The following is a 17,600-nucleotide window of genomic DNA, read 5'->3' as shown; positions in this document are numbered from 1 at the left end:
CCCGGTTCGTCATGCTCCGGTGCATGGCGGGTCGCCCTGGATAGACGTCATCGACCGCTGCGGTCTCCGACACGCTGGAGGAACATCTCATGGAAGCGCGTCTCGCCGTCGACCTCGGGGTGGAAGCTGGTTCCGAGGAGCGCCCCGTGCCGCACTGCGACGATCCCGCCGTCGGGCAGCGTCGCGAGCACCTCGACGTCGGGACCGACCCGCTCGACGATCGGAGCGCGGATGAACGTCGCGTGCACAGGGAGCTCGCCCAGCGCCGGAACGTCGAGCGGAATCTCGAAGGACTCCGTCTGACGCCCGAAGGCATTGCGGCGCACCGCGATGTCCATGCCGCCGAACGACTGCTGGCCCTCAATGCCGTCGAGGACCTCGTCCGCGAGCAGGATCAGCCCGGCGCACGTGCCGTACACCGGAAGCCCCGCGGCGATCGCGGCACGGATCGGCTCCTGCATCCCGAAGGTGCGAGACAGCTTGTCGATCACGCTGGACTCGCCGCCGGGGATCACGAGCCCGTCGACGACCGCGAGCTCTTCGGGGCGACGCACCAGCACCGTCTCGGCGCCGAGCCCGGCCAGCAGGGCGGCGTGCTCGCGCACATCGCCCTGCAGCGCGAGCACCCCGACCCGTGGACTACCAGCCACGCTCGGCCAGGCGGTGCGGTGCGGGGAGGTCGGAGACGTTGATGCCCACCATCGCCTCGCCGAGACCGCGTGAGACCTCGGCGATGACCTTCGCGTCATCGAAGAACGTGGTCGCCTTGACGATCGCCTTGGCGCGCTCTGCAGGGTTTCCAGACTTGAAGATGCCGGATCCGACGAACACGCCGTCCGCACCGAGCTGCATCATCATGGCGGCATCCGCCGGCGTGGCAACACCGCCGGCGACGAACAGCACGACGGGCAGCTTGCCGGTCTCGGCGATCTCGGCCACGAGCTCGTAGGGTGCCTGCAGCTCCTTCGCAGCGACGAACAGCTCATCCTTCGGCAGCGCGGTGAGCGCTGCGATCTCGCCGCGGATCTTGCGGATGTGCTTCATCGCCTCGGAGACATCGCCGGTGCCGGCCTCGCCCTTGGAACGGATCATGGCCGCACCCTCGTTGATCCGGCGGAGCGCCTCACCGAGGTTCGTCGCACCGCAGACGAACGGCACGTTGAAGCCCTGCTTGTCGATGTGGTTCACGTAGTCGGCGGGCGACAGCACCTCGGACTCGTCGATGTAGTCGACACCGAGCTCCTGCAGCACCTGCGCCTCGACGAAGTGGCCGATGCGCGCCTTGGCCATCACAGGAATCGACACCGAGGCGATGATGCTGTCGATCATGTCTGGGTCGCTCATTCGCGAGACGCCGCCCTGGGCGCGGATGTCAGCAGGAACCCGTTCGAGGGCCATCACGGCGACAGCGCCGGCATCCTCGGCGATCTTCGCCTGGTCGGCGGTGACGACGTCCATGATCACCCCGCCCTTGAGCATCTCGGCGAGACCGCGCTTGACGCGCGAGGATCCGGTGGTGGTCTGTTCGGTCATGAGAGCTCCTGTCGGGAAGCACGATGTGCATGGCTGTCGAAACGATGTCTCGTTTGATCTAGGCCAAACAGTAGCACTGTCCGGGACGACCTAGAATCGGAGGTGAGGACTCATGAGCGACCAGATCACCGGAACGACCGCAGCGGACATCGCCGACAGCGTGCGAGGGCTGCGGGATCGCGGAGTCCTGCGCGCAGGGAGCCCTCTTCCGCCTGTTCGTGAGCTCGCCGCGACGCTCGGTGTGAATCGCAACACCGCCGTCGCCGCCTACCGGCAGCTCGCCCAGGCGGGCATCGTCATCTCGCGCGGTCGTGCGGGCACCGTCATCACGGGTCTCGAGGCCGTCGCCCAGGAGGGCTACGCGTCCGACACGGTGCTGCGCGACGTCGGCACCGGCAATCCCGACCCCCGGCTGATCCCCGATCCGTCACAGGCGCTCGCCACGGTCGCCGGGCGACCCGTGCTCTACGGGGAACCCGTGATCGACCGCGGGCTCGAGCAGTGGGCGCAGCAGTGGATCGCGAACGACATCGGACACCTCGACTTCCGCATCACCGTGACCAGCGGCGCAGTCGATGCGGTCGAGCGTCTTCTCGCGCAGGCCCTGATGCGCGACGACGCCGTCGCGCTCGAAGACCCCTGCTTCCTGGCCAGCATCCACACAGTGCGTCTCGGCGGGTACCGCGCAGTGCCCGTGCCCGTCGACGACGAGGGCATGACGGTTCAGGGCCTCCGCGAGGCGTTGGATGCCGGCATCCGCGCCGTGATCTGCACCCCGCGCGCCCAGAATCCGACCGGCGCGAGCCTCACTGCCACGCGCGCTGCCGAGCTGCGCGCCGTGCTCGCCGACCACCCCTACGTCCTGATCATCGAGGACGACCACTTCTCTATGCTGTCCCATCGGCCGTACGAGTCGCTGATCGGCCCGGAGCACCGACGGTTCGCCCTCGTGCGCTCGGTCTCGAAGTTCCTCGGACCCGACATGTGCCTCGCGATCGCCGCGACGGACGCGACCACGGCCGAGCGCCTCGCGATGCGGCTCAGTCCCGGCACCACCTGGGTCAGCCACCTGCTGCAGCGCCTCACTCTGACCCAGCTGACCGATGATTCGGTCGTCTCACGGATCGCCGAGGCCCGCGAGCACTACGCCGCGAGGAACACCGCGTTCGCCACCCGTCTGCGTGAGGAGGGACTCGACTCCCCCGCCACCGACGGGCTCAGCCTGTGGGTGCAGCTTCCGAAACCGGCGAGGGTCGTCGCCGAACGACTGATGCGACGCGGATGGCTGGCGCGCACGGGAGACGATTTCGCCCTCGACGAGCGGGCCGAACCCTCACACCACCTGCGCCTCACCGTGCACGACCTGTCGGACGACGACGCGGAGACGCTCGTCGCCGACCTCGTCGCGGCCGTGCGATGATCACCCGCCGCGGGATCCTTCCCGCCCTCACTGAAAGGATCGGAGAATGAAGATCCTCTCCATCCAGTCCGCCGTCGCGTACGGCCATGTCGGAAACTCCGCCGCAGTCTTCCCGCTGCAGCGCATCGGCGTCGAGGTTCTCCCGGTCTACACGGTGAACTTCTCGAACCACACCGGCTACGGCGCCTGGCGCGGACCGCTGATCGATCCGAACGACGTGCGTGAGGTCATCACGGGCATCGAGGAGCGCGGCGTCTTCGGCGAGATCGACGCGGTGCTCAGCGGCTATCAGGGCGGCGAGGGCATCGGCGACGTGATCATCGATGCCGTCGCACGGGTCAAAGCGGCCAACCCCGAAGCCGTGTACGCGTGCGACCCGGTGATGGGCAACGCGAAGTCCGGATGCTTCGTCGCACCGGCCATCCCGGTCCTCCTGCGCGAGAAGGTCGTGCCGGCCGCCGACATCATCACTCCGAACCAGTTCGAGCTCGGCTTCCTCACCGACACCGAGCCCGACACGCTCGAGTCCACGCTGGCTTCGGTCGACCTCGCGATGGCGATGGGACCGCGCACGGTGCTCGTCACGAGTGTCGAGCGCCCCGACCGCGAAGAGGGCACCATCGAGATGCTCGTCGCCGACCCGAACGGCGCTTGGATCGTGCAGACGCCGCGCCTGCCGATGAAGGCCAACGGCTCGGGTGACGTCACCGCGGCCCTCTTCACGGCGCACTATGTCGAGACGGGCGACGCCAAGACGGCGCTCGAGCGCACGGCATCCAGCGTCTTCGATCTGCTGGCGGCGACCCTCGAGTCCGGTGCACGCGAACTGCAGCTCGTCGAGGCGCAGGAGTTCTACGCGAACCCGCGCATGCAGTTCACCGCACGCCAGGTGCGCTGACCCGCGCTAGGCCTTCGGCCACGCGTTCGCCACAGCCTCGCGGACCTCGCCGAGCAGCTGCGGCAGCGCTTTGGTCTTCGCGATGATCGGGAAGAAGTTGGCGTCCGACGTCCACCTCGGCACGATGTGCTGGTGCAGGTGGCCGTCGACGCCCGCTCCCGCGACGGCGCCCTGGTTCATCCCGAGGTTGAAGCCGTCACAGCGCGACACCTCCCGGAGCACCCGCATGCCGATCTGGGTCAGCTCACCGATCTCGGCGACCTCTTCAGGCGTCGCCTGGTCGTAGGTCGCGATGTGGCGATACGGGCAGACCAGCAGATGTCCCGAGTTGTAGGGGAACAGGTTGAGCAGCACGTAAGCCGTCTCGCCCCGCGCGACGATAAGTCGCTCGGCATCCGGGAACTTCGGAGCCTCGCAGAACGGGCACTCCTCGCGCAACGGCTCCGGCCCGGCCTGGATATAGGCCATGCGGTGCGGGGTCCACAGACGCTGGAACTCGTCGGGGACGCCGGCGAACTCGCCGGCGTCCTCCCACGGCTCGGAGGGCGTCGTCACGCCAGGTCCCCTGCTGTCTGCACGAGCGTGTGCGCATCGATCGCGGCGCGGATGCGAGAGAGGGCGTCGGTGATCGGCACGCCGTTCTCCTGCGTGCCGTCGCGGTAGCGGAACGAGACGGTGCCTGCATCGCGGTCCTTCTCCCCCGCGATCAGCAGCAGCGGAACCTTGCCGGTCGTGTGGGTGCGGATCTTCTTCTGCATCCGGTCGTCCGAGGAATCGAGCTCGGCGCGCACACCCGAGTCACGCAGCGTGGTGATGACGTCGCCGAGGTAGTCGGCGAATTCGTCTGCGACGGGGATGCCGACGACCTGCACCGGCGACAGCCACACCGGGAAGTCCCCGGCGTAGTGCTCGAGCAGGATCGCGAAGAACCGCTCGATCGAGCCGAACAGCGCACGGTGGATCATGATCGGACGCTTCTTCTGGCCGTCCTTGTCCATGTACTCGAGTTCGAAGCGCTCAGGAAGGTTCGGGTCGACCTGCACCGTCGACAGCTGCCAGGTGCGGCCAATCGCGTCGCGCGTCTTCAGGTCGATCTTGGGGCCGTAGAACGCAGCCTCGCCCGGCACCTCGGTGAGCTTGAGGCCGGATGCCACGGCGACGCGCCGCAGAGCATCGGTCGAGGACTCCCAGAACTCGTCGGATCCGATCCACTTCGACTTCTCGTCGTCCTTCATCGACAGCTCGAGCTCGAAGTCGGTCAGGCCGAAGTCGCGCAGCATCGACAGGATGAACTCGAGGACCTTGGAGACCTCGCCCTCGAGCTGATCGGGCGTCACGAAGAGGTGCGAGTCGTCCTGCGTGAAGCCGCGCACGCGAGTGAGACCGTGCAGCGCTCCGGACAGCTCGTTGCGGTACACGGTGCCGTTCTCGGCGAAGCGCAACGGCAGGTCGCGGTAGCTGCGTGCACGCTCCTTGTAGATCAGGATGTGCATCGGGCAGTTCATGGGCTTCAGGTAGTAGTCCTGACCCTGCTTGGTGATGTTGCCCTCGTCGTCGCGCTCCTCGTCCATGACGATCGGCGGGTACATGCCCTCCTTGTACGTGACGAGGTGGTTCGAGGTGAGGAAGAGGTCTTCTTTCGAGATGTGCGGGGTGTAGACGTAGGTGTAGCCGCCCTCGATGTGGCGCTTGCGCGCGTGCTGCTCCATCTCGCCGCGCACGATGCCGCCGCGGGGGTGCCAGACAGAGAGACCCGAGCCGATCTCCTCGGGGAACGAGAACAGATCGAGTTCCTTGCCCAGTCGACGGTGGTCGCGCTTGGCGGCCTCCTCGAGGCGGTGCTGGTACTCGCGCAGCTCGTCCTTCGACGGCCATGCCGTGCCGTAGATGCGCTGCAGCTGCGGGTTCTTCTCGCTGCCTCGCCAGTAGGCGGCGGCGATGCGGGTGAGATCCCAGCCGTTGCCGATCATGCGCGTGTTGGGCAGGTGCGGCCCGCGGCAGAGGTCCTTCCAGACCACCTCACCGTCGCGGGTCGTGTTGTCGTAGATCGTGAGTTCGCCCTCGCCGACCTCGACCGATGCACCCTCGGCTGCTTCCTTACCGCCCTTGAGACCGATGAGCTCGAGCTTGAACGGCTCGTCGGCGAGCTCAGCTCGTGCCTCGTCGTCGGTGACGACGCGGCGCACGAAGCGCTGGCCCTCACGCACGATGCGCTGCATCTCTTTCGTGATGGCCTTGATGTCTTCCGGGGTGAACGGCGTCTCGACACCGAAGTCGTAGTAGAAGCCGTCGGTGATGGGGGGGCCGATGCCGAGGTTCGCCTGCGGGTTGATACGCTGCACCGCCTGCGCGAGCACGTGCGCAGCCGAGTGGCGGAGGATGTTCAGCCCGTCGGGGCTGTCGATCGTCACCGGCTCGACCTCGTCGGCATCCGTCACTGTCGCGGCGAGGTCCTTGAGGGTTCCGTTGACGCGCATCGCGACGACTGAACGGTCAGAGAACAGGGCGAAGCCGTCTTTCGGCTGGGCATTTTCAGGCACTGCACACTCCATCTGGTCTGGATCTAGGCTACTCGCATGCCCGGGGGCGATTGACCGCTACAGCGTCGCCTCCGACGCCGTGTTCGCCGCCGTCGGAGCGAGGATGATGATCGCGGCTCCGACCAGTGCGATCGCCGAGCCGACCCAGTCCCACACCGTCGGCTTGAAGCCGTCGACGATGATCCCCCAGGCCAGGGAACCCGCGATGAAGACGCCGCCGTACGAGGCCAGCACGCGACCGAAGTTCGCGTCGGGTTGCAGCGCCGCGAGGAATCCGTATGCCCCCAGGGCCATGACTCCGAGGACCGCGAACACCCAGCCCCTGTTCTCTTTGACGGCCTGCCAGATGAGCCAGGCCCCGCCGATCTCGGCGACGGCGGCGAGCACGAACAGGATGCTGATGCGCACGACGGTCATGGTGTCCAGTGTGGCGCAGGACCGGCGCTCCTGACGGCCCGGATCAGGCTCCGGCCACGACCAGCCCCGTCTCGTAGGCGAGGATCACGAGCTGTGCCCTGTCGCGGGCACCGACCTTCGCCATGATCCGGTTGACATGTGTCTTCGCGGTGTGCGGCGAGATCGTGAGTCCCGCGGCGATCTCCGCGTTGGCGAACCCCTCGGCGACGAGAACCAGCACCTCGCGCTCGCGCGGAGTCAGGAGAGCGAGGGCGCTGGTCCACCGCGCGGCGGGGTCTGATCCACCGCGACGGATCGAACGCTCGATCAGTGCGCGCGTCGCCGTCGATGAGAGCAGAGCTTCTCCGCTGTGGATGGTGCGCACCGCGCGGACGATCTCGTCGGGTTCTGCACCTTTGCCGATGAACCCGCTGGCACCCGCGCGTAGCGCCGCGACGACGTTCTCGTCCTCTTCGAAGGTGGTCAGGATGAGCACTCGCGGCTGAGCGGCTGAGTCGTTCGGAGCACAGATGAGCGCGGTGGCGGCGATTCCGTCGAGCTCCGGCATCCTGAGGTCCATCAAGACGACGTCTGGTTCGGCTGTCTTCGCCAGTCTCACCGCGTCGAGTCCGTTCGCCGCCTCCCCTGCGACCGTGAGCCCACCGGCGATGAGGATGTCCCGCACAGCGTGTCGCACGAGCGGCTGGTCGTCGACCACGAGCACCGAGACGGTCATGGCGTATCGACGCCGTCTACGGGAATCCAGGCCTCGAGCGAGAACACCCCTCGGTCGCTGCCGAAATGCACAGCCCCACGCACGGCTCCGAGTCGCTCCTGTATGCCGCGGAGCCCGTTGCCGGGGCTCGGCGACGCAGGTGAGACGTTTCTGGTCGGATTCACGATCGTCAGGTGCAGTGCCGCGCTCTCGATGCGCAGCGCCACCGTCACGGTGCCTCCGAGACCGTGCTTGTGGGCGTTGGTGAGCGCCTCCTGCAGCACGAGATACGCGACGTGGTCACTCGCCGGTGAGAGTGCGAATCCGTCATCGTTCCGACGCAGATCGACGCGGAGCCCACCTCGACGGAACCCGTCGACCAGAGCGTCAAGCTGTGCCAGCCCGTTCTGCGGTCGCAGTTCGTCGTGGTCGTCGAGAGCGTCGGAGCGGAGCAGCGACATGAGGCCACCGATATCACTGAGCACCGAGCGAGATGCGCTGCGCACTGTGGTCAGTGCCGCTCTGGCGCGCTCCGGCCTGTCGTCGAGCGCCGAGGAGGCGACGCCCGCATTCAGGCTGATCACTGCGATCTGGTGTGCCACGACATCGTGAAGGTCTCGGGCGATGCGCACCCTGTCTTCGGCGACGCGTCTGCGCGCCTCGTCATCGCGATTCCGCTCGGCGCGCTCTGCGCGCTCGATCATCGCCGCGGCGAACTCACGACGTGATCTGGCGGCGTCTCCGAGTGCACCGCCGAGTACGACGAAGAGGACGAACTGCAGCGCGGTCGAGTCGAGAAAGTCCCCCGCGAGTGCCCAGCCGTTCGAGAAGAACACCACGACGCCTGCGACTCCGACCGCGATCAGTCCGATGCCGCGACCACGTCGATCGACCACCGAGTAGCAGCCGAAAGCCGCGGCGAGGAGCGCGCTCGGAGAGATCGTGCCCGCCGCCGCAGCTGCGACGGCGCAGAGCAGACTGATCCCCAGTGCCACGAGCGGCCAGCGACGACGGAAGGGCATGGCCGCCGCAGGGAGGAGCGCCGGCACCAGGAGAAGCCCCCGCGCGCGGAAGATCTCGTCGGGGAAAGGCAGCACCGCGAAGATCACGATCAGTGCGACGATGACGACATCGTTCATCCGAACCCCGTCACGGGGTTCCCTGGTCGCCGACATGTTTCCAGTATTTCGCGTCTTCGCGTCGCCCGGATCCTCCCGCCGGATGACATCCCTGTACCGCGGACGCGGTATGCGGGTGTCTGCCGAGGACTGACGCGCGGCCGCCCCGCGTTCGTCAGGCTGAAGAGCAGGCGCGCTCCCCTCCCGATCTCACGCGCGCCGGGAAGGCCACTGTGCGCAGATCAATCAAGAGGAGCCTCGTCGTGCTGACTGCGATCGGCGGCGTTCTCGCGGTCGGCCTCACGAGCACGACGATCGTGAACGCGGTCGCCACCGCCACCGAGCAGGAGCGGATCGAGCCCTACGGTCAGACGGTGTCGGTCGACGACCGGGAGATGAACGTCCTCATCGCAGGTGAGGGTGCGACGGACATCGTGCTGCTTCCGGGCTTCGGCACGGCGTCTCCCGCGCTCGACTTCGAGCCGCTGGTGTCGGATCTCGCGCAGGATCACCGGGTGATCGTCGTGGAGCCCTTCGGCTACGGCCTGAGCGACGGCACCGACAGCGAGAGGACCACCGCGAACATCGTGGAGGAGATCCATGAGGCGCTCCAGGTGCTCGAGGTCGACAGATACGTGCTGATGGGGCACTCGATCGCCGGGCTCTACGCGATCGCGTATGCCGACCGATATCCGGAGGAGGTGGCGGCGTTCGTCGGCATCGACACCAGCGTGCCAGGGCAGCCGAGCATGGACACGGAGTTCCCCACCGGCCTGATGAGCGCGGCGAAGAGCCTGGGACTGGTCCGACTCATCACCAGCCTGACGGGCGATCACCTCGACGGCCTCGACTATGACGACGACGCACGTGAGCAGATGGTGCTGCTCAGCTATCGGAACTCGCTCTCCCCCACCTATCTCGACGAGATGACGCACATCAGGACCAACTTCGCAGATGCCGGGGGCACCGGCTTTCCCGAGGGGCTCCCCCTCCTGCTGTTCGTGGTCGCCGACAACCCGGTCACCCCGGAATGGATCGACCTGCACGAGCGCCAGGCCGCAGACGTGAATGACGGAACCGTCATCCCGATCGACGGCGAGCACTATCTGCATCACACACACGCACCCGAGATCGCCGACGCGTTTCGAGAGTGGGAGGCTGACCGCGCACTCGGTTTCGAGTGACCCGGCGCGACGCGCTCCGGCCAACCGCAGGCCCTCCGGAGCCGTCGGGGTAGCGTGAGCAGATGATCAGAGCACTGGCGCGTTGGATCCTCGCACTCGCCCTCGGGGCGATCGGCATCGTCCACTTCGTGAGCACCCGTGGCTTCCGGGTCGTCGTACCGGACTGGGCCACGAAGGCCACGCGCCTCGACAAGGACGCGATCGTGATCGCCTCGGGAGCCGCTGAGGTCGCTCTCGCGGTCGGGCTGCTCGCCCTTCCGAAGGAGAGAGGCCGCATGGGCGTCGCGACCGCCGCGTTCTTCGTCGCCGTGTTCCCCGGGAACGTGCACCAGTGGCGCACTCACCAGTCGACGCCGGGGCTCGACACCGAGGCCCGTCGTTTCGGACGCCTCTTCCTCCAGCCGCTCCTGGTGCTGTGGGCTCTGTGGTCGACCGCCGAGCCCGCTCCCGTGCGGAGGCGACCCGGGCGCCGTACCCGCTGAGCTCCCAGGCGCGCAACCCCGCCCACCAGTTCGATCACTCGGGCGAGAATGGAGCCATGGCCTCTCCTTCACTCGTCTGGCTCCGTGACGACCTTCGGCTCGCCGACAACCCGGCGCTGAGGGCGGCGATCGATCGCGGCGAGCCTCTGGTCGTGCTGTACGTCCTCGACGAGGAGTCCCCCGGCATCCGGCCGCTGGGCGGTGCTGCGCGCTGGTGGCTGCACCATTCCCTCGCATCGTTGAGCGACGCGTTGGATGAGCGAGGTGCGACCTTGACGCTGCGGCGTGGTCCCGCCGAGCGCGTCGTGCGCGAGACGGTCAGCGACACCGGAGCGACAGCCGTGTTCTGGAACCGGCGCTACGGCGGTGCCGAACGTGACATCGACACGAACCTGAAGACGTCATTGCGCGACGACGGACGCGAGGTGACGTCCTTCCAGGCATCGCTGCTGCACGAGCCGTGGACGGTGAGGACCGGAAGCGGCACCCACTTCTCGGTGTTCACCCCTTTCTGGCGCGCCTGCCTCGCGCTCCCCACGCCCCGCGCGCCACTCCCCACGCCGCGAAGCCTCGACGGAGTCGCTCGCCCGCCGGCCTCAGACGACCTCGACGACTGGAACCTGCTGCCGACTCGCCCTGACTGGGCCGGCGGACTGCGCGAGACCTGGGAGCCCGGCGAACCCGCAGCGCGCGCCCGGCTGCACTCTTTCCTGCACGACGACATCGGGTCGTACGACCGCGCCCGTGACGAGCCGTCGGCCGGTGCCACCTCTCTGCTCTCTCCTCGCCTCCGCTGGGGCGAGCTCAGCCCCTTCACCGTCTGGCATGAGGCGGTCGACGCCGACGGCGCGGCGGGGTTCCTCTCGGAGCTCGGCTGGCGAGAGTTCGCCTGGCACACGACGTTCCACTCCCCCGACGTGGCGACCGTGAATCTGCGTCGTCAGTTCGATGCGTTCCCGTGGCCGCCGCTCGATCCGGCGCAGCTCGACGCCTGGCAGCATGGCGACACTGGCGTGCCTCTCGTGGATGCCGGAATGCGCGAGCTCTGGCACACCGGCTTCATGCACAATCGGGTGCGCATGGTCACGGCGTCGTTCCTCGTCAAGAACCTCCTGATCGACTGGCGTCGCGGCGAGGAGTGGTTCTGGGACACGCTCGTCGACGCCGACGGCGCGAGCAATCCGTTCAACTGGCAATGGGTCGCCGGGTCCGGCGCTGACGCCGCACCGTACTTCCGCGTCTTCAACCCCGAACTGCAGGCGAAGAAGTTCGACCCGCGAGGTCTCTACATCTCGCAGTGGGCATCGGATGCTCCAACGGAGCCGATCGTCGATCTCGCCGCCACGCGCAAAGCGGCACTCGCGGCGTACGACGTCGTCAAGCGTTCGTCCACCACACCCTAGGCGTGCGGCGGCTGGCGATCATCGCCCGCCGCCGCACTCGCACCGGACAACAAAAAACCCCCGGAAAACCGGGGGTTTCTCTGTGCGCGATACTGGGATCGAACCAGTGACCTCTTCCGTGTCAGGGAAGCGCGCTACCGCTGCGCCAATCGCGCCCATGTGGGCTATTCAGTTACTGAGGTGGCGACGGGATTCGAACCCGTGTAAACGGCTTTGCAGGCCGGTGCCTAGCCGCTCGGCCACGCCACCGTGTGGATTGACCCCACGTGCGGAAGGCCTTCCGAAGAAGGCCCCTGCACTTGAGCGGATGACGAGACTCGAACTCGCGACCCCAACCTTGGCAAGGTTGTGCGCTACCAACTGCGCTACATCCGCGTTGTTCCCGGTTGTTGTCCCGGGCACTTATGAAACATTAGCCGATGATCGGCGACTGTCAAAACTGAAACCGAATCTCGCGCGTGTCTCCCAGAGTGGTCAACTTCGCCTCCGGCCGTCGGGTAGTATCGGTTGACGTACCCCAGAGGTCTGGGCGATTGGCGCAGTTGGTAGCGCGCTTCCTTCACACGGAAGAGGTCATCGGTTCGAGTCCGGTATCGCCCACCACAACCCCGCACCAGCTGCGCGGTTCGCGGATCACATGATCATGATGCGCGACGGCCGGATCGTGGCGTCCGGCGATCCGTCGTCGATCGTGACCTCGGAGCGCGTCGCGTAGGTCTTCGGGCTCGACTGCACCATCATCTCCGACCCGCACACGGGCACTCCGCTCGTCGTCCCCCGCTGAGGAGACGGCGACGCCGAGTTGTTAGCCTGGCGGGATGACCACGCTGCTCGACGACTTCCTCTCGGGTGACCGCAGCCGCGTGATGCCGGCGGTGTGGGAGACCATCCACTCCCGGGATCCCGAGACGCTCGACCCGCTCCTCGCAGCGCTTCCGAGACTCCGGCACGCTGCTGCGCAGCTCGACCTGGGCGGCGCGATCTATTCGAACAACGACCACCTCACGCACGCGCTCAGCAAACTCGAGCAGTATCGGGACGGGAACTGCTGGTGCGCCGCCTACCCCGGCCAGCTCACGCACGATCCGCGCAAGGAGGAGACGCGGGGCCACATCCTGATCCGAGTGCACCGTCTGCGGACAGCAGTTCGACATCGAGCAGGGCGACCACCACTTCACCTGGTGGAACTGGGTGCCCCGCGGCCTCAAGAGGCGTCGCGGCGAGGTCTGAAGTCGGTGACCGCCGGTAGCGTGCCAAGCGTGTCGGACATCCAGCTTCCCAGCCCCTGCTCGCTCTGCGGCCATGCAGATGCAGTGCGCGTGGCCGCGGCTCTGATCTGCGCATGGTGCGGGTGGCGATACGGGGATTCACCGGATCCTGATCTGCCGCGCCCCGTGATCGAGGTCGTCTACTACATCCGCTACGACCGCCGAGTGAAGATCGGAACCAGTCGTCGTCCTCGTCAGCGCCTCGCCAGCATCCGTCACGAAGAGCTCTTGGCCTTCGAGCGTGGCGGTCGGGATGTCGAGCAGGCGAGGCATCGCGAGTTCGCCGAAGCCCGCGAGGGAGGCGAGTGGTTCACGCTCACCCCGATTCTGTCCTCGCACATCGCGGGGCTGCGCGCTGAAGGCGAGCCGTGGCAGCTGTACGCACGTTGGGTGAGCTCGGCGCTGCAGAACTGAAGCCCCGCACGGGGCCGACGTTCCGTGCGGGGCTTCAGAGTACAGCGGGATCAGGCGCGCGCCGTGGCCTTGACGCTCGCAGGCTGCGGCTGCGAGAACAGGACGACGAGGATCACAGCGACACCCACGACCACGTGCGGGAGCCACACGTTGGGCGCCTCGGTCGAGAAGCCGAAGATCCACGGAGACAGCGCGAGGAACAGGCTCGCGACGATGTCGAAGACGAGGTGGACGGGCATCGGGATGAAGCCGAAGGGGCCCCATTCGTACTTCGTGAACAGGCTGTAGACGATGAGCCCGATGCCGAGCACGATCGGGATGATGACAGCGGGTCCGCCCACGCTCGCGAAACCGAACAGCCACGGAGCAGCGATCAGCGCCACGCCGACGACGTAGTCGAGGATGCCGTGGACCTTGGTGGGGATGAAACGCATGATGCCTCCTGTGATGTCGTCGCGGGCTGCGACTCACAGATGGTTCGCAGCGCTTCGCCGAACGGATTGCGGATCGGCGCCTCGTACCCTGAACGGATGACACCATCGCCGCCCTCATCTCCTGTGATCGGGATCCTCCGAGTGCTCGTGGGCGGAGGCGTGGTCGGCATCCTGATGTTCACGTACGTCATCGGAATTCCCCGTCAGGGAGCAAGCCTCGTCGACTACTTCGGCTACTTCACGAATCTGACCGGTCTGCTGACCTCCGGGATTCTGATCGCGACGGGGTTGATGTCTCTTCGCCGTCGCTCGACACCCGCACCACTCATCGTCGTCCGTGCGGTGGCCGTCGCATGCATGATCGTCGTGGGCGTCGTCTACAACGTCCTGGTGCCGGGAACCGGCAGCGCACCAGCCTGGGTGAGCGTCGTGCTCCACACCGTGTTCCCCGTCGTGGTCGTGCTCGACTGGGTGCTCATCGGCGATCGAGCAGCGGTCCCGTGGCGGCGCCTCTGGCTGGTGCTCCCCTACCCGACCATATGGCTGGGTGTCGTCCTGGTCCGGGGCCTCACGGACGGCTGGGTGCCCTATGGGTTCCTGCTGCCCGAGCGGGGTGTCACGTCTCTGGTGCTGCACATCGCAGGACTCGTCGCCGCTCTGGTCGCCTCCGGTTCACTGGTCTGGGCGGTCAGCAGAGTGCCCGCCCCCGTGGTGTCCAGACGATGGCGGGGGTCCGAGGATCAGGCGCTCGCCCAGCCGTACCGGCGGGCCAGCGCGGACGCGACGCGACCGTAGCGAGAACGGTCGAGCACAGCCGCCTCGCGGCGCAGCCCGCTCTCGTGCACGCTGTAGAGCTGCTCGATGTCGACCCACGACTCGCGCCCTTGCGAGTCCCAGTCGCCGGAACCGATCGACAGATAGTCGCGATCGCCGTCGTGCGCCTTGCTCGTCATCCGCACCGCGTACACGCGATCCGACGATTCACGACCGATCACGAGCACCGGACGGTCTTTGCCTCTTCCGTCGTTCTCCTCGTACGGCACCCAGGTCCAGATGATCTCGCCCGCGTCCGGCGCGCCATCCCGATCAGGCGCGTAGCCGATGCGGAGCTGCTTGATCCGGTCGGGATTCATGCGCACCGTCGCCGTTCCCCGCGCACCTCTCGCGCCGGATGCCGCTGAGTGCACCTCGTCAGAGGTGCGTACACGCGAGACCGGGCGTCTCGGACGATTGCTCGTCCGAGACGCCCGGTCAGATCCCAGTGCTGTGAAGAGGATCTCCGCGAGTCTTGCCAGGATGCCGTTCGAGTTGCTCACACGGTCACCCTAACGGCAGTTCAGGCGTCGGCCAGCGCGTAGCCCTCCTCGCCGTGCACGACCTGGTCGACACCGGCGATCTCGTCTTCGCTGGTGACGCGGAAGCCGATCGTCTTCTCGATCGCGAAGCCGATGATGAAGGCGACGACGAAGGAGTAGATCAGCACACCGAGGGCTGCGATCGCCTGGACGGCGAGCTGACGCGCGTCGCCACCGACGAAGAGACCGGTTCCGGTTGCGAAGAAGCCGAGGTAGAGCGTTCCGATCAGGCCACCGACGAGGTGGATGCCGACGACGTCGAGCGAGTCATCGAAACCGAGGCGGAACTTCATCTCCACTGCGAGTGCGCAGACGATACCGGCGACGGCACCGAGCAGCAGCGACCATCCGGGGGTGAGGTTGGCGCAGGCAGGGGTGATGGCGACGAGACCGGCGACGGCACCGGATGCTGCACCCACCGACGTGGGCTTTCCGTCCTTGATCTTCTCGATGAGGATCCATCCGAGGATCGCGGCCGCCGTGGCACCGAGGGTGTTCAGACCGATGAGTCCGACGCCGCCCATGTCCTCTGCGAGCCACTCGGCGCCGGCGTTGAAGCCGAACCAGCCGAACCACAGCAGCGCAGCACCCAGGAGGGTCAGCGGAACGTTGTGCGGCTTGAGGATGCCCTTCTGGAAGCCGATGCGCTTGCCGAGGACGATCGCGAGGGCGAGTGCGGCAGCACCGGCGTTGATGTGCACAGCGGTACCGCCGGCGTAGTCGATCACGCCGATGCCGCTGTCCTCGCCGAAGAGCGTGGTGCCGAGGTTCATGATCCAACCGCCGCCCCAGACCCATGCGGCGACCGGGAAGTAGCCGACCGTGGCGAAGACGCCGGCGAAGATCAGCCAGCTGCCGAACTTCGCGCGGTCGGCGATGGCGCCCGAGATGAGCGCGACGGTGATGATCGCGAAGGTCGCGCCGTAGGCGACTCCGAGAAGTGCGACGTTCGAGCCCTCACCGGCCGCGAGGCTGGAGAGTCCGATGTCGGCGAACGGGTTGCCTGCGAAGGCGGTGGGGCTGTCGACGGCACTCATCGAGAATCCGAAGAGGATCCAGAGCACCGCCACGAGACCGATCGAGCCGAAGCTCATCATCATCATGCTGACGACGCTCTTGGCCTTGACGAGACCGCCGTAGAAGAAGGCGACGCCTGGCGTCATGAGCAGTACGAGGGCGGTCGCGGTGATCGCCCAGGAGATGTTGCCTGGAGCATCCATAGTCAAACCTCACATTCGGGAAACTGAGAGCTTCAGTGTGAGGCCGCCCGATTTCCGGAATGCGTGAGGTTTGTTGCGGCGGCGTTACAGAGACGCCGCGTGTGTGAACATCGCGTTACGCGACACTGCGATCCGCGTGTGTAAGTGCATTGAGTCTGGAGATAGCACGCAGGTACTTCTTGCGGTATCCGCCGTTCAGCATCTCTTCCGCGAACACCTGATCGAGGCTCACACCGGTGGCGACGATCGGGATCTGCGCGTCGTACACGCGGTCGACGAACGCGACGAAGCGCAGAGCCTCCGACTGGTCCGTCAGCACGTGCACGTCTTGCAGACCGACGAGGTCGAGTCCAGAGATCACGCGGAGGTACCGCGAAGGGTGCACGCGGGCGAGATGACGGATGACGTCGGCGAAGGAATCGTCGGAGGCGACCCCGTCCGCCGACCCGGCCTGCACTGCAGCTGTGTAGGTGTCCGCGTCGCTCACCACAGCGTGCCCGTCGAGCGCGCGCTGACGGAAGTCGACTCCGTCGATGCGGATCGTCTGGAAGCTGTCGGACATCGCGTGGATCTCACGGAGGAAGTCCTGAGCCGCGAAGCGCCCTTCACCCAGCGCGTTCGGCGGCGTGTTCGAGGTCGCAGCGAGCTTGGTGCCGGTCGGCACGAGTTCGCCGATGAGGCGCGTCATGACCATGGTGTCACCCGGGTCGTCGAGCTCGAACTCGTCGATGCACAGCAGATCGGCGCCCTTGAGCAGGTCGACGGTGTTCTTGTATCCGAGCGCGCCGACCAGAGCCGTGTACTCGATGAACGACCCGAAGTACTTCCTGCGCGCGGGCATCGCGTGATAGATCGACGCCAGCAGGTGGGTCTTTCCGACGCCGAACCCGCCGTCGAGGTACACGCCCGGCTTGACCTCCGGCTCCTTCTTCGCACGGCTGAAGAAGCCGCCGCGCTTCGCCGGTGCCCCGCCGCGTCCGGCGAAGCGGATCAGGGTCTCCTTGGCCTCTTCCTGCGAGGGGTAGGAGGAATCCGCCCGATAGCTGTCGAAGGTCGCCCCGTCGAACTGCGGCGGCGGCACGAGGCTCGCGAGCATCTCAGGACCGGTGACGGTGGGCTGGCGATCGGTCAGGTGCACGATGCCCGTGCGGGTGGGCGTGTCGGTCATCACGGTCCTGTGTCGGGTGCGCACCTGTGTCGAAGTCTTACGAATCGGGTGC

Annotated in this window: 18 protein-coding genes and 4 tRNA genes; 8 read left to right on the top strand and 14 right to left on the bottom strand. The window is 67.0% G+C overall.

Annotated elements, in window-relative coordinates; translation table 11 throughout:
• Positions 1 to 47 precede the first annotated feature (47 nt).
• Both pdxT and pdxS read right to left on the bottom strand, forming a co-directional pair.
• Complete coding sequence (pdxT, locus tag ACLKOY_RS02440; protein WP_436452278.1) at positions 48 to 650, bottom strand: pyridoxal 5'-phosphate synthase glutaminase subunit PdxT; 603 nt, start codon at positions 648 to 650, stop codon at positions 48 to 50.
• A complete protein-coding gene (gene pdxS, locus ACLKOY_RS02435) occupies positions 640 to 1,533 on the bottom strand; it encodes a pyridoxal 5'-phosphate synthase lyase subunit PdxS (protein ID WP_140037152.1) in 894 nt (297 codons plus the stop codon). Before pdxS ends, pdxT begins: the two co-directional genes overlap by 11 nt.
• 112 nt (positions 1,534 to 1,645) lie before the next feature.
• Between pdxS and ACLKOY_RS02430 the strand changes: the two genes are divergently transcribed.
• Complete coding sequence (locus ACLKOY_RS02430) at positions 1,646 to 2,953, top strand: aminotransferase class I/II-fold pyridoxal phosphate-dependent enzyme (protein ID WP_436452277.1); 1,308 nt, start codon at positions 1,646 to 1,648, stop codon at positions 2,951 to 2,953.
• Between the two features lie 46 nt (positions 2,954 to 2,999).
• Positions 3,000 to 3,851: a pyridoxal kinase PdxY gene (gene pdxY, locus ACLKOY_RS02425; protein ID WP_436452276.1), complete on the top strand. Its 852-nt coding sequence runs from the start codon at positions 3,000 to 3,002 to the stop codon at positions 3,849 to 3,851.
• Between the two features lie 6 nt (positions 3,852 to 3,857).
• On the opposite strand, the gene ACLKOY_RS02420 is transcribed toward pdxY, so the two are convergent.
• The 5 genes from ACLKOY_RS02420 to ACLKOY_RS02400 are packed head-to-tail and all read right to left on the bottom strand — an operon-like array spanning position 3,858 to position 8,677.
• Positions 3,858 to 4,406 carry an HIT family protein gene (locus ACLKOY_RS02420; RefSeq protein ID WP_436452275.1) on the bottom strand — a complete coding sequence of 183 codons (549 nt, stop codon included), beginning with the start codon at positions 4,404 to 4,406 and terminating at the stop codon, positions 3,858 to 3,860.
• On the bottom strand, positions 4,403 to 6,403 hold the full coding sequence (thrS, locus tag ACLKOY_RS02415) for a threonine--tRNA ligase (RefSeq protein WP_436452274.1): 2,001 nt from the start codon (positions 6,401 to 6,403) through the stop codon (positions 4,403 to 4,405). Before thrS ends, ACLKOY_RS02420 begins: the two co-directional genes overlap by 4 nt.
• A 45-nt stretch (positions 6,404 to 6,448) precedes the next feature.
• Positions 6,449 to 6,808: a YnfA family protein gene (locus ACLKOY_RS02410; protein WP_436452272.1), complete on the bottom strand. Its 360-nt coding sequence runs from the start codon at positions 6,806 to 6,808 to the stop codon at positions 6,449 to 6,451.
• Positions 6,809 to 6,851: 43 nt separating this feature from the next.
• Complete coding sequence (locus ACLKOY_RS02405; RefSeq protein ID WP_436452271.1) at positions 6,852 to 7,523, bottom strand: response regulator; 672 nt, start codon at positions 7,521 to 7,523, stop codon at positions 6,852 to 6,854.
• Positions 7,520 to 8,677 carry a sensor histidine kinase gene (locus ACLKOY_RS02400; RefSeq protein ID WP_436452270.1) on the bottom strand — a complete coding sequence of 386 codons (1,158 nt, stop codon included), beginning with the start codon at positions 8,675 to 8,677 and terminating at the stop codon, positions 7,520 to 7,522. Before ACLKOY_RS02400 ends, ACLKOY_RS02405 begins: the two co-directional genes overlap by 4 nt.
• A 206-nt stretch (positions 8,678 to 8,883) precedes the next feature.
• On the opposite strand from ACLKOY_RS02400, the gene ACLKOY_RS02395 reads away from it, so the two are divergent.
• The 3 genes from ACLKOY_RS02395 to ACLKOY_RS02385 all read left to right on the top strand — a co-directional run bounded on the left by ACLKOY_RS02395 (position 8,884) and on the right by ACLKOY_RS02385 (position 11,689).
• Complete coding sequence (locus tag ACLKOY_RS02395) at positions 8,884 to 9,804, top strand: alpha/beta fold hydrolase (RefSeq protein WP_436452269.1); 921 nt, start codon at positions 8,884 to 8,886, stop codon at positions 9,802 to 9,804.
• Positions 9,805 to 9,866: 62 nt separating this feature from the next.
• Positions 9,867 to 10,286 (top strand): DoxX family protein, encoded by a 420-nt coding sequence (locus ACLKOY_RS02390; RefSeq protein WP_436452267.1) that lies wholly within the window; start codon positions 9,867 to 9,869, stop codon positions 10,284 to 10,286.
• Between the two features lie 56 nt (positions 10,287 to 10,342).
• Complete coding sequence (locus ACLKOY_RS02385) at positions 10,343 to 11,689, top strand: cryptochrome/photolyase family protein (protein WP_436452266.1); 1,347 nt, start codon at positions 10,343 to 10,345, stop codon at positions 11,687 to 11,689.
• Between the two features lie 83 nt (positions 11,690 to 11,772).
• Here ACLKOY_RS02385 and ACLKOY_RS02380 read toward each other — a convergent pair.
• From ACLKOY_RS02380 to ACLKOY_RS02370, 3 genes are all read right to left on the bottom strand, one after another.
• A tRNA-Val gene (locus ACLKOY_RS02380) sits at positions 11,773 to 11,844 on the bottom strand.
• A gap of 23 nt (positions 11,845 to 11,867) precedes the next feature.
• Positions 11,868 to 11,938 (bottom strand) — tRNA-Cys (locus ACLKOY_RS02375).
• A 53-nt stretch (positions 11,939 to 11,991) separates the two neighbouring features.
• Positions 11,992 to 12,064, bottom strand: a tRNA-Gly gene (locus ACLKOY_RS02370).
• Positions 12,065 to 12,216: 152 nt separating this feature from the next.
• On the opposite strand from ACLKOY_RS02370, the gene ACLKOY_RS02365 reads away from it, so the two are divergent.
• Both ACLKOY_RS02365 and ACLKOY_RS02360 read left to right on the top strand, forming a co-directional pair.
• Positions 12,217 to 12,292: transfer RNA gene (locus ACLKOY_RS02365), tRNA-Val, on the top strand.
• A gap of 215 nt (positions 12,293 to 12,507) precedes the next feature.
• Positions 12,508 to 13,371, top strand: a complete 864-nt coding sequence (locus ACLKOY_RS02360) for a hypothetical protein (protein ID WP_436452265.1) — start codon at positions 12,508 to 12,510, stop codon at positions 13,369 to 13,371.
• A 50-nt stretch (positions 13,372 to 13,421) separates the two neighbouring features.
• On the opposite strand, the gene ACLKOY_RS02355 is transcribed toward ACLKOY_RS02360, so the two are convergent.
• Positions 13,422 to 13,805, bottom strand: a complete 384-nt coding sequence (locus ACLKOY_RS02355; RefSeq protein WP_436452264.1) for an SPW repeat domain-containing protein — start codon at positions 13,803 to 13,805, stop codon at positions 13,422 to 13,424.
• Positions 13,806 to 13,901: 96 nt separating this feature from the next.
• On the opposite strand from ACLKOY_RS02355, the gene ACLKOY_RS02350 reads away from it, so the two are divergent.
• Positions 13,902 to 14,600 (top strand): Pr6Pr family membrane protein, encoded by a 699-nt coding sequence (locus ACLKOY_RS02350; protein WP_436452263.1) that lies wholly within the window; start codon positions 13,902 to 13,904, stop codon positions 14,598 to 14,600.
• Here the strand turns inward: ACLKOY_RS02350 and ACLKOY_RS02345 are convergent.
• The 3 genes from ACLKOY_RS02345 to zapE all read right to left on the bottom strand — a co-directional run bounded on the left by ACLKOY_RS02345 (position 14,546) and on the right by zapE (position 17,548).
• Positions 14,546 to 15,121: a type II toxin-antitoxin system PemK/MazF family toxin gene (locus ACLKOY_RS02345; protein WP_436452262.1), complete on the bottom strand. Its 576-nt coding sequence runs from the start codon at positions 15,119 to 15,121 to the stop codon at positions 14,546 to 14,548. The genes ACLKOY_RS02350 and ACLKOY_RS02345 overlap by 55 nt on opposite strands.
• A gap of 20 nt (positions 15,122 to 15,141) precedes the next feature.
• Positions 15,142 to 16,380 (bottom strand): ammonium transporter, encoded by a 1,239-nt coding sequence (locus tag ACLKOY_RS02340; RefSeq protein WP_290160611.1) that lies wholly within the window; start codon positions 16,378 to 16,380, stop codon positions 15,142 to 15,144.
• A 115-nt stretch (positions 16,381 to 16,495) separates the two neighbouring features.
• Positions 16,496 to 17,548 carry a cell division protein ZapE gene (zapE, locus tag ACLKOY_RS02335; RefSeq protein ID WP_436452261.1) on the bottom strand — a complete coding sequence of 351 codons (1,053 nt, stop codon included), beginning with the start codon at positions 17,546 to 17,548 and terminating at the stop codon, positions 16,496 to 16,498.
• Positions 17,549 to 17,600: the final 52 nt, after the last annotated feature.

Origin of the sequence: Microbacterium sp. K2 (assembly GCF_051365005.1) — a bacterium.
Classification (GTDB): domain Bacteria; phylum Actinomycetota; class Actinomycetes; order Actinomycetales; family Microbacteriaceae; genus Microbacterium; species Microbacterium foliorum_B.
The sequence above is the reverse complement of the archived record's forward strand: the minus strand, read 5'-3'. Positions and strand labels throughout refer to the sequence as shown.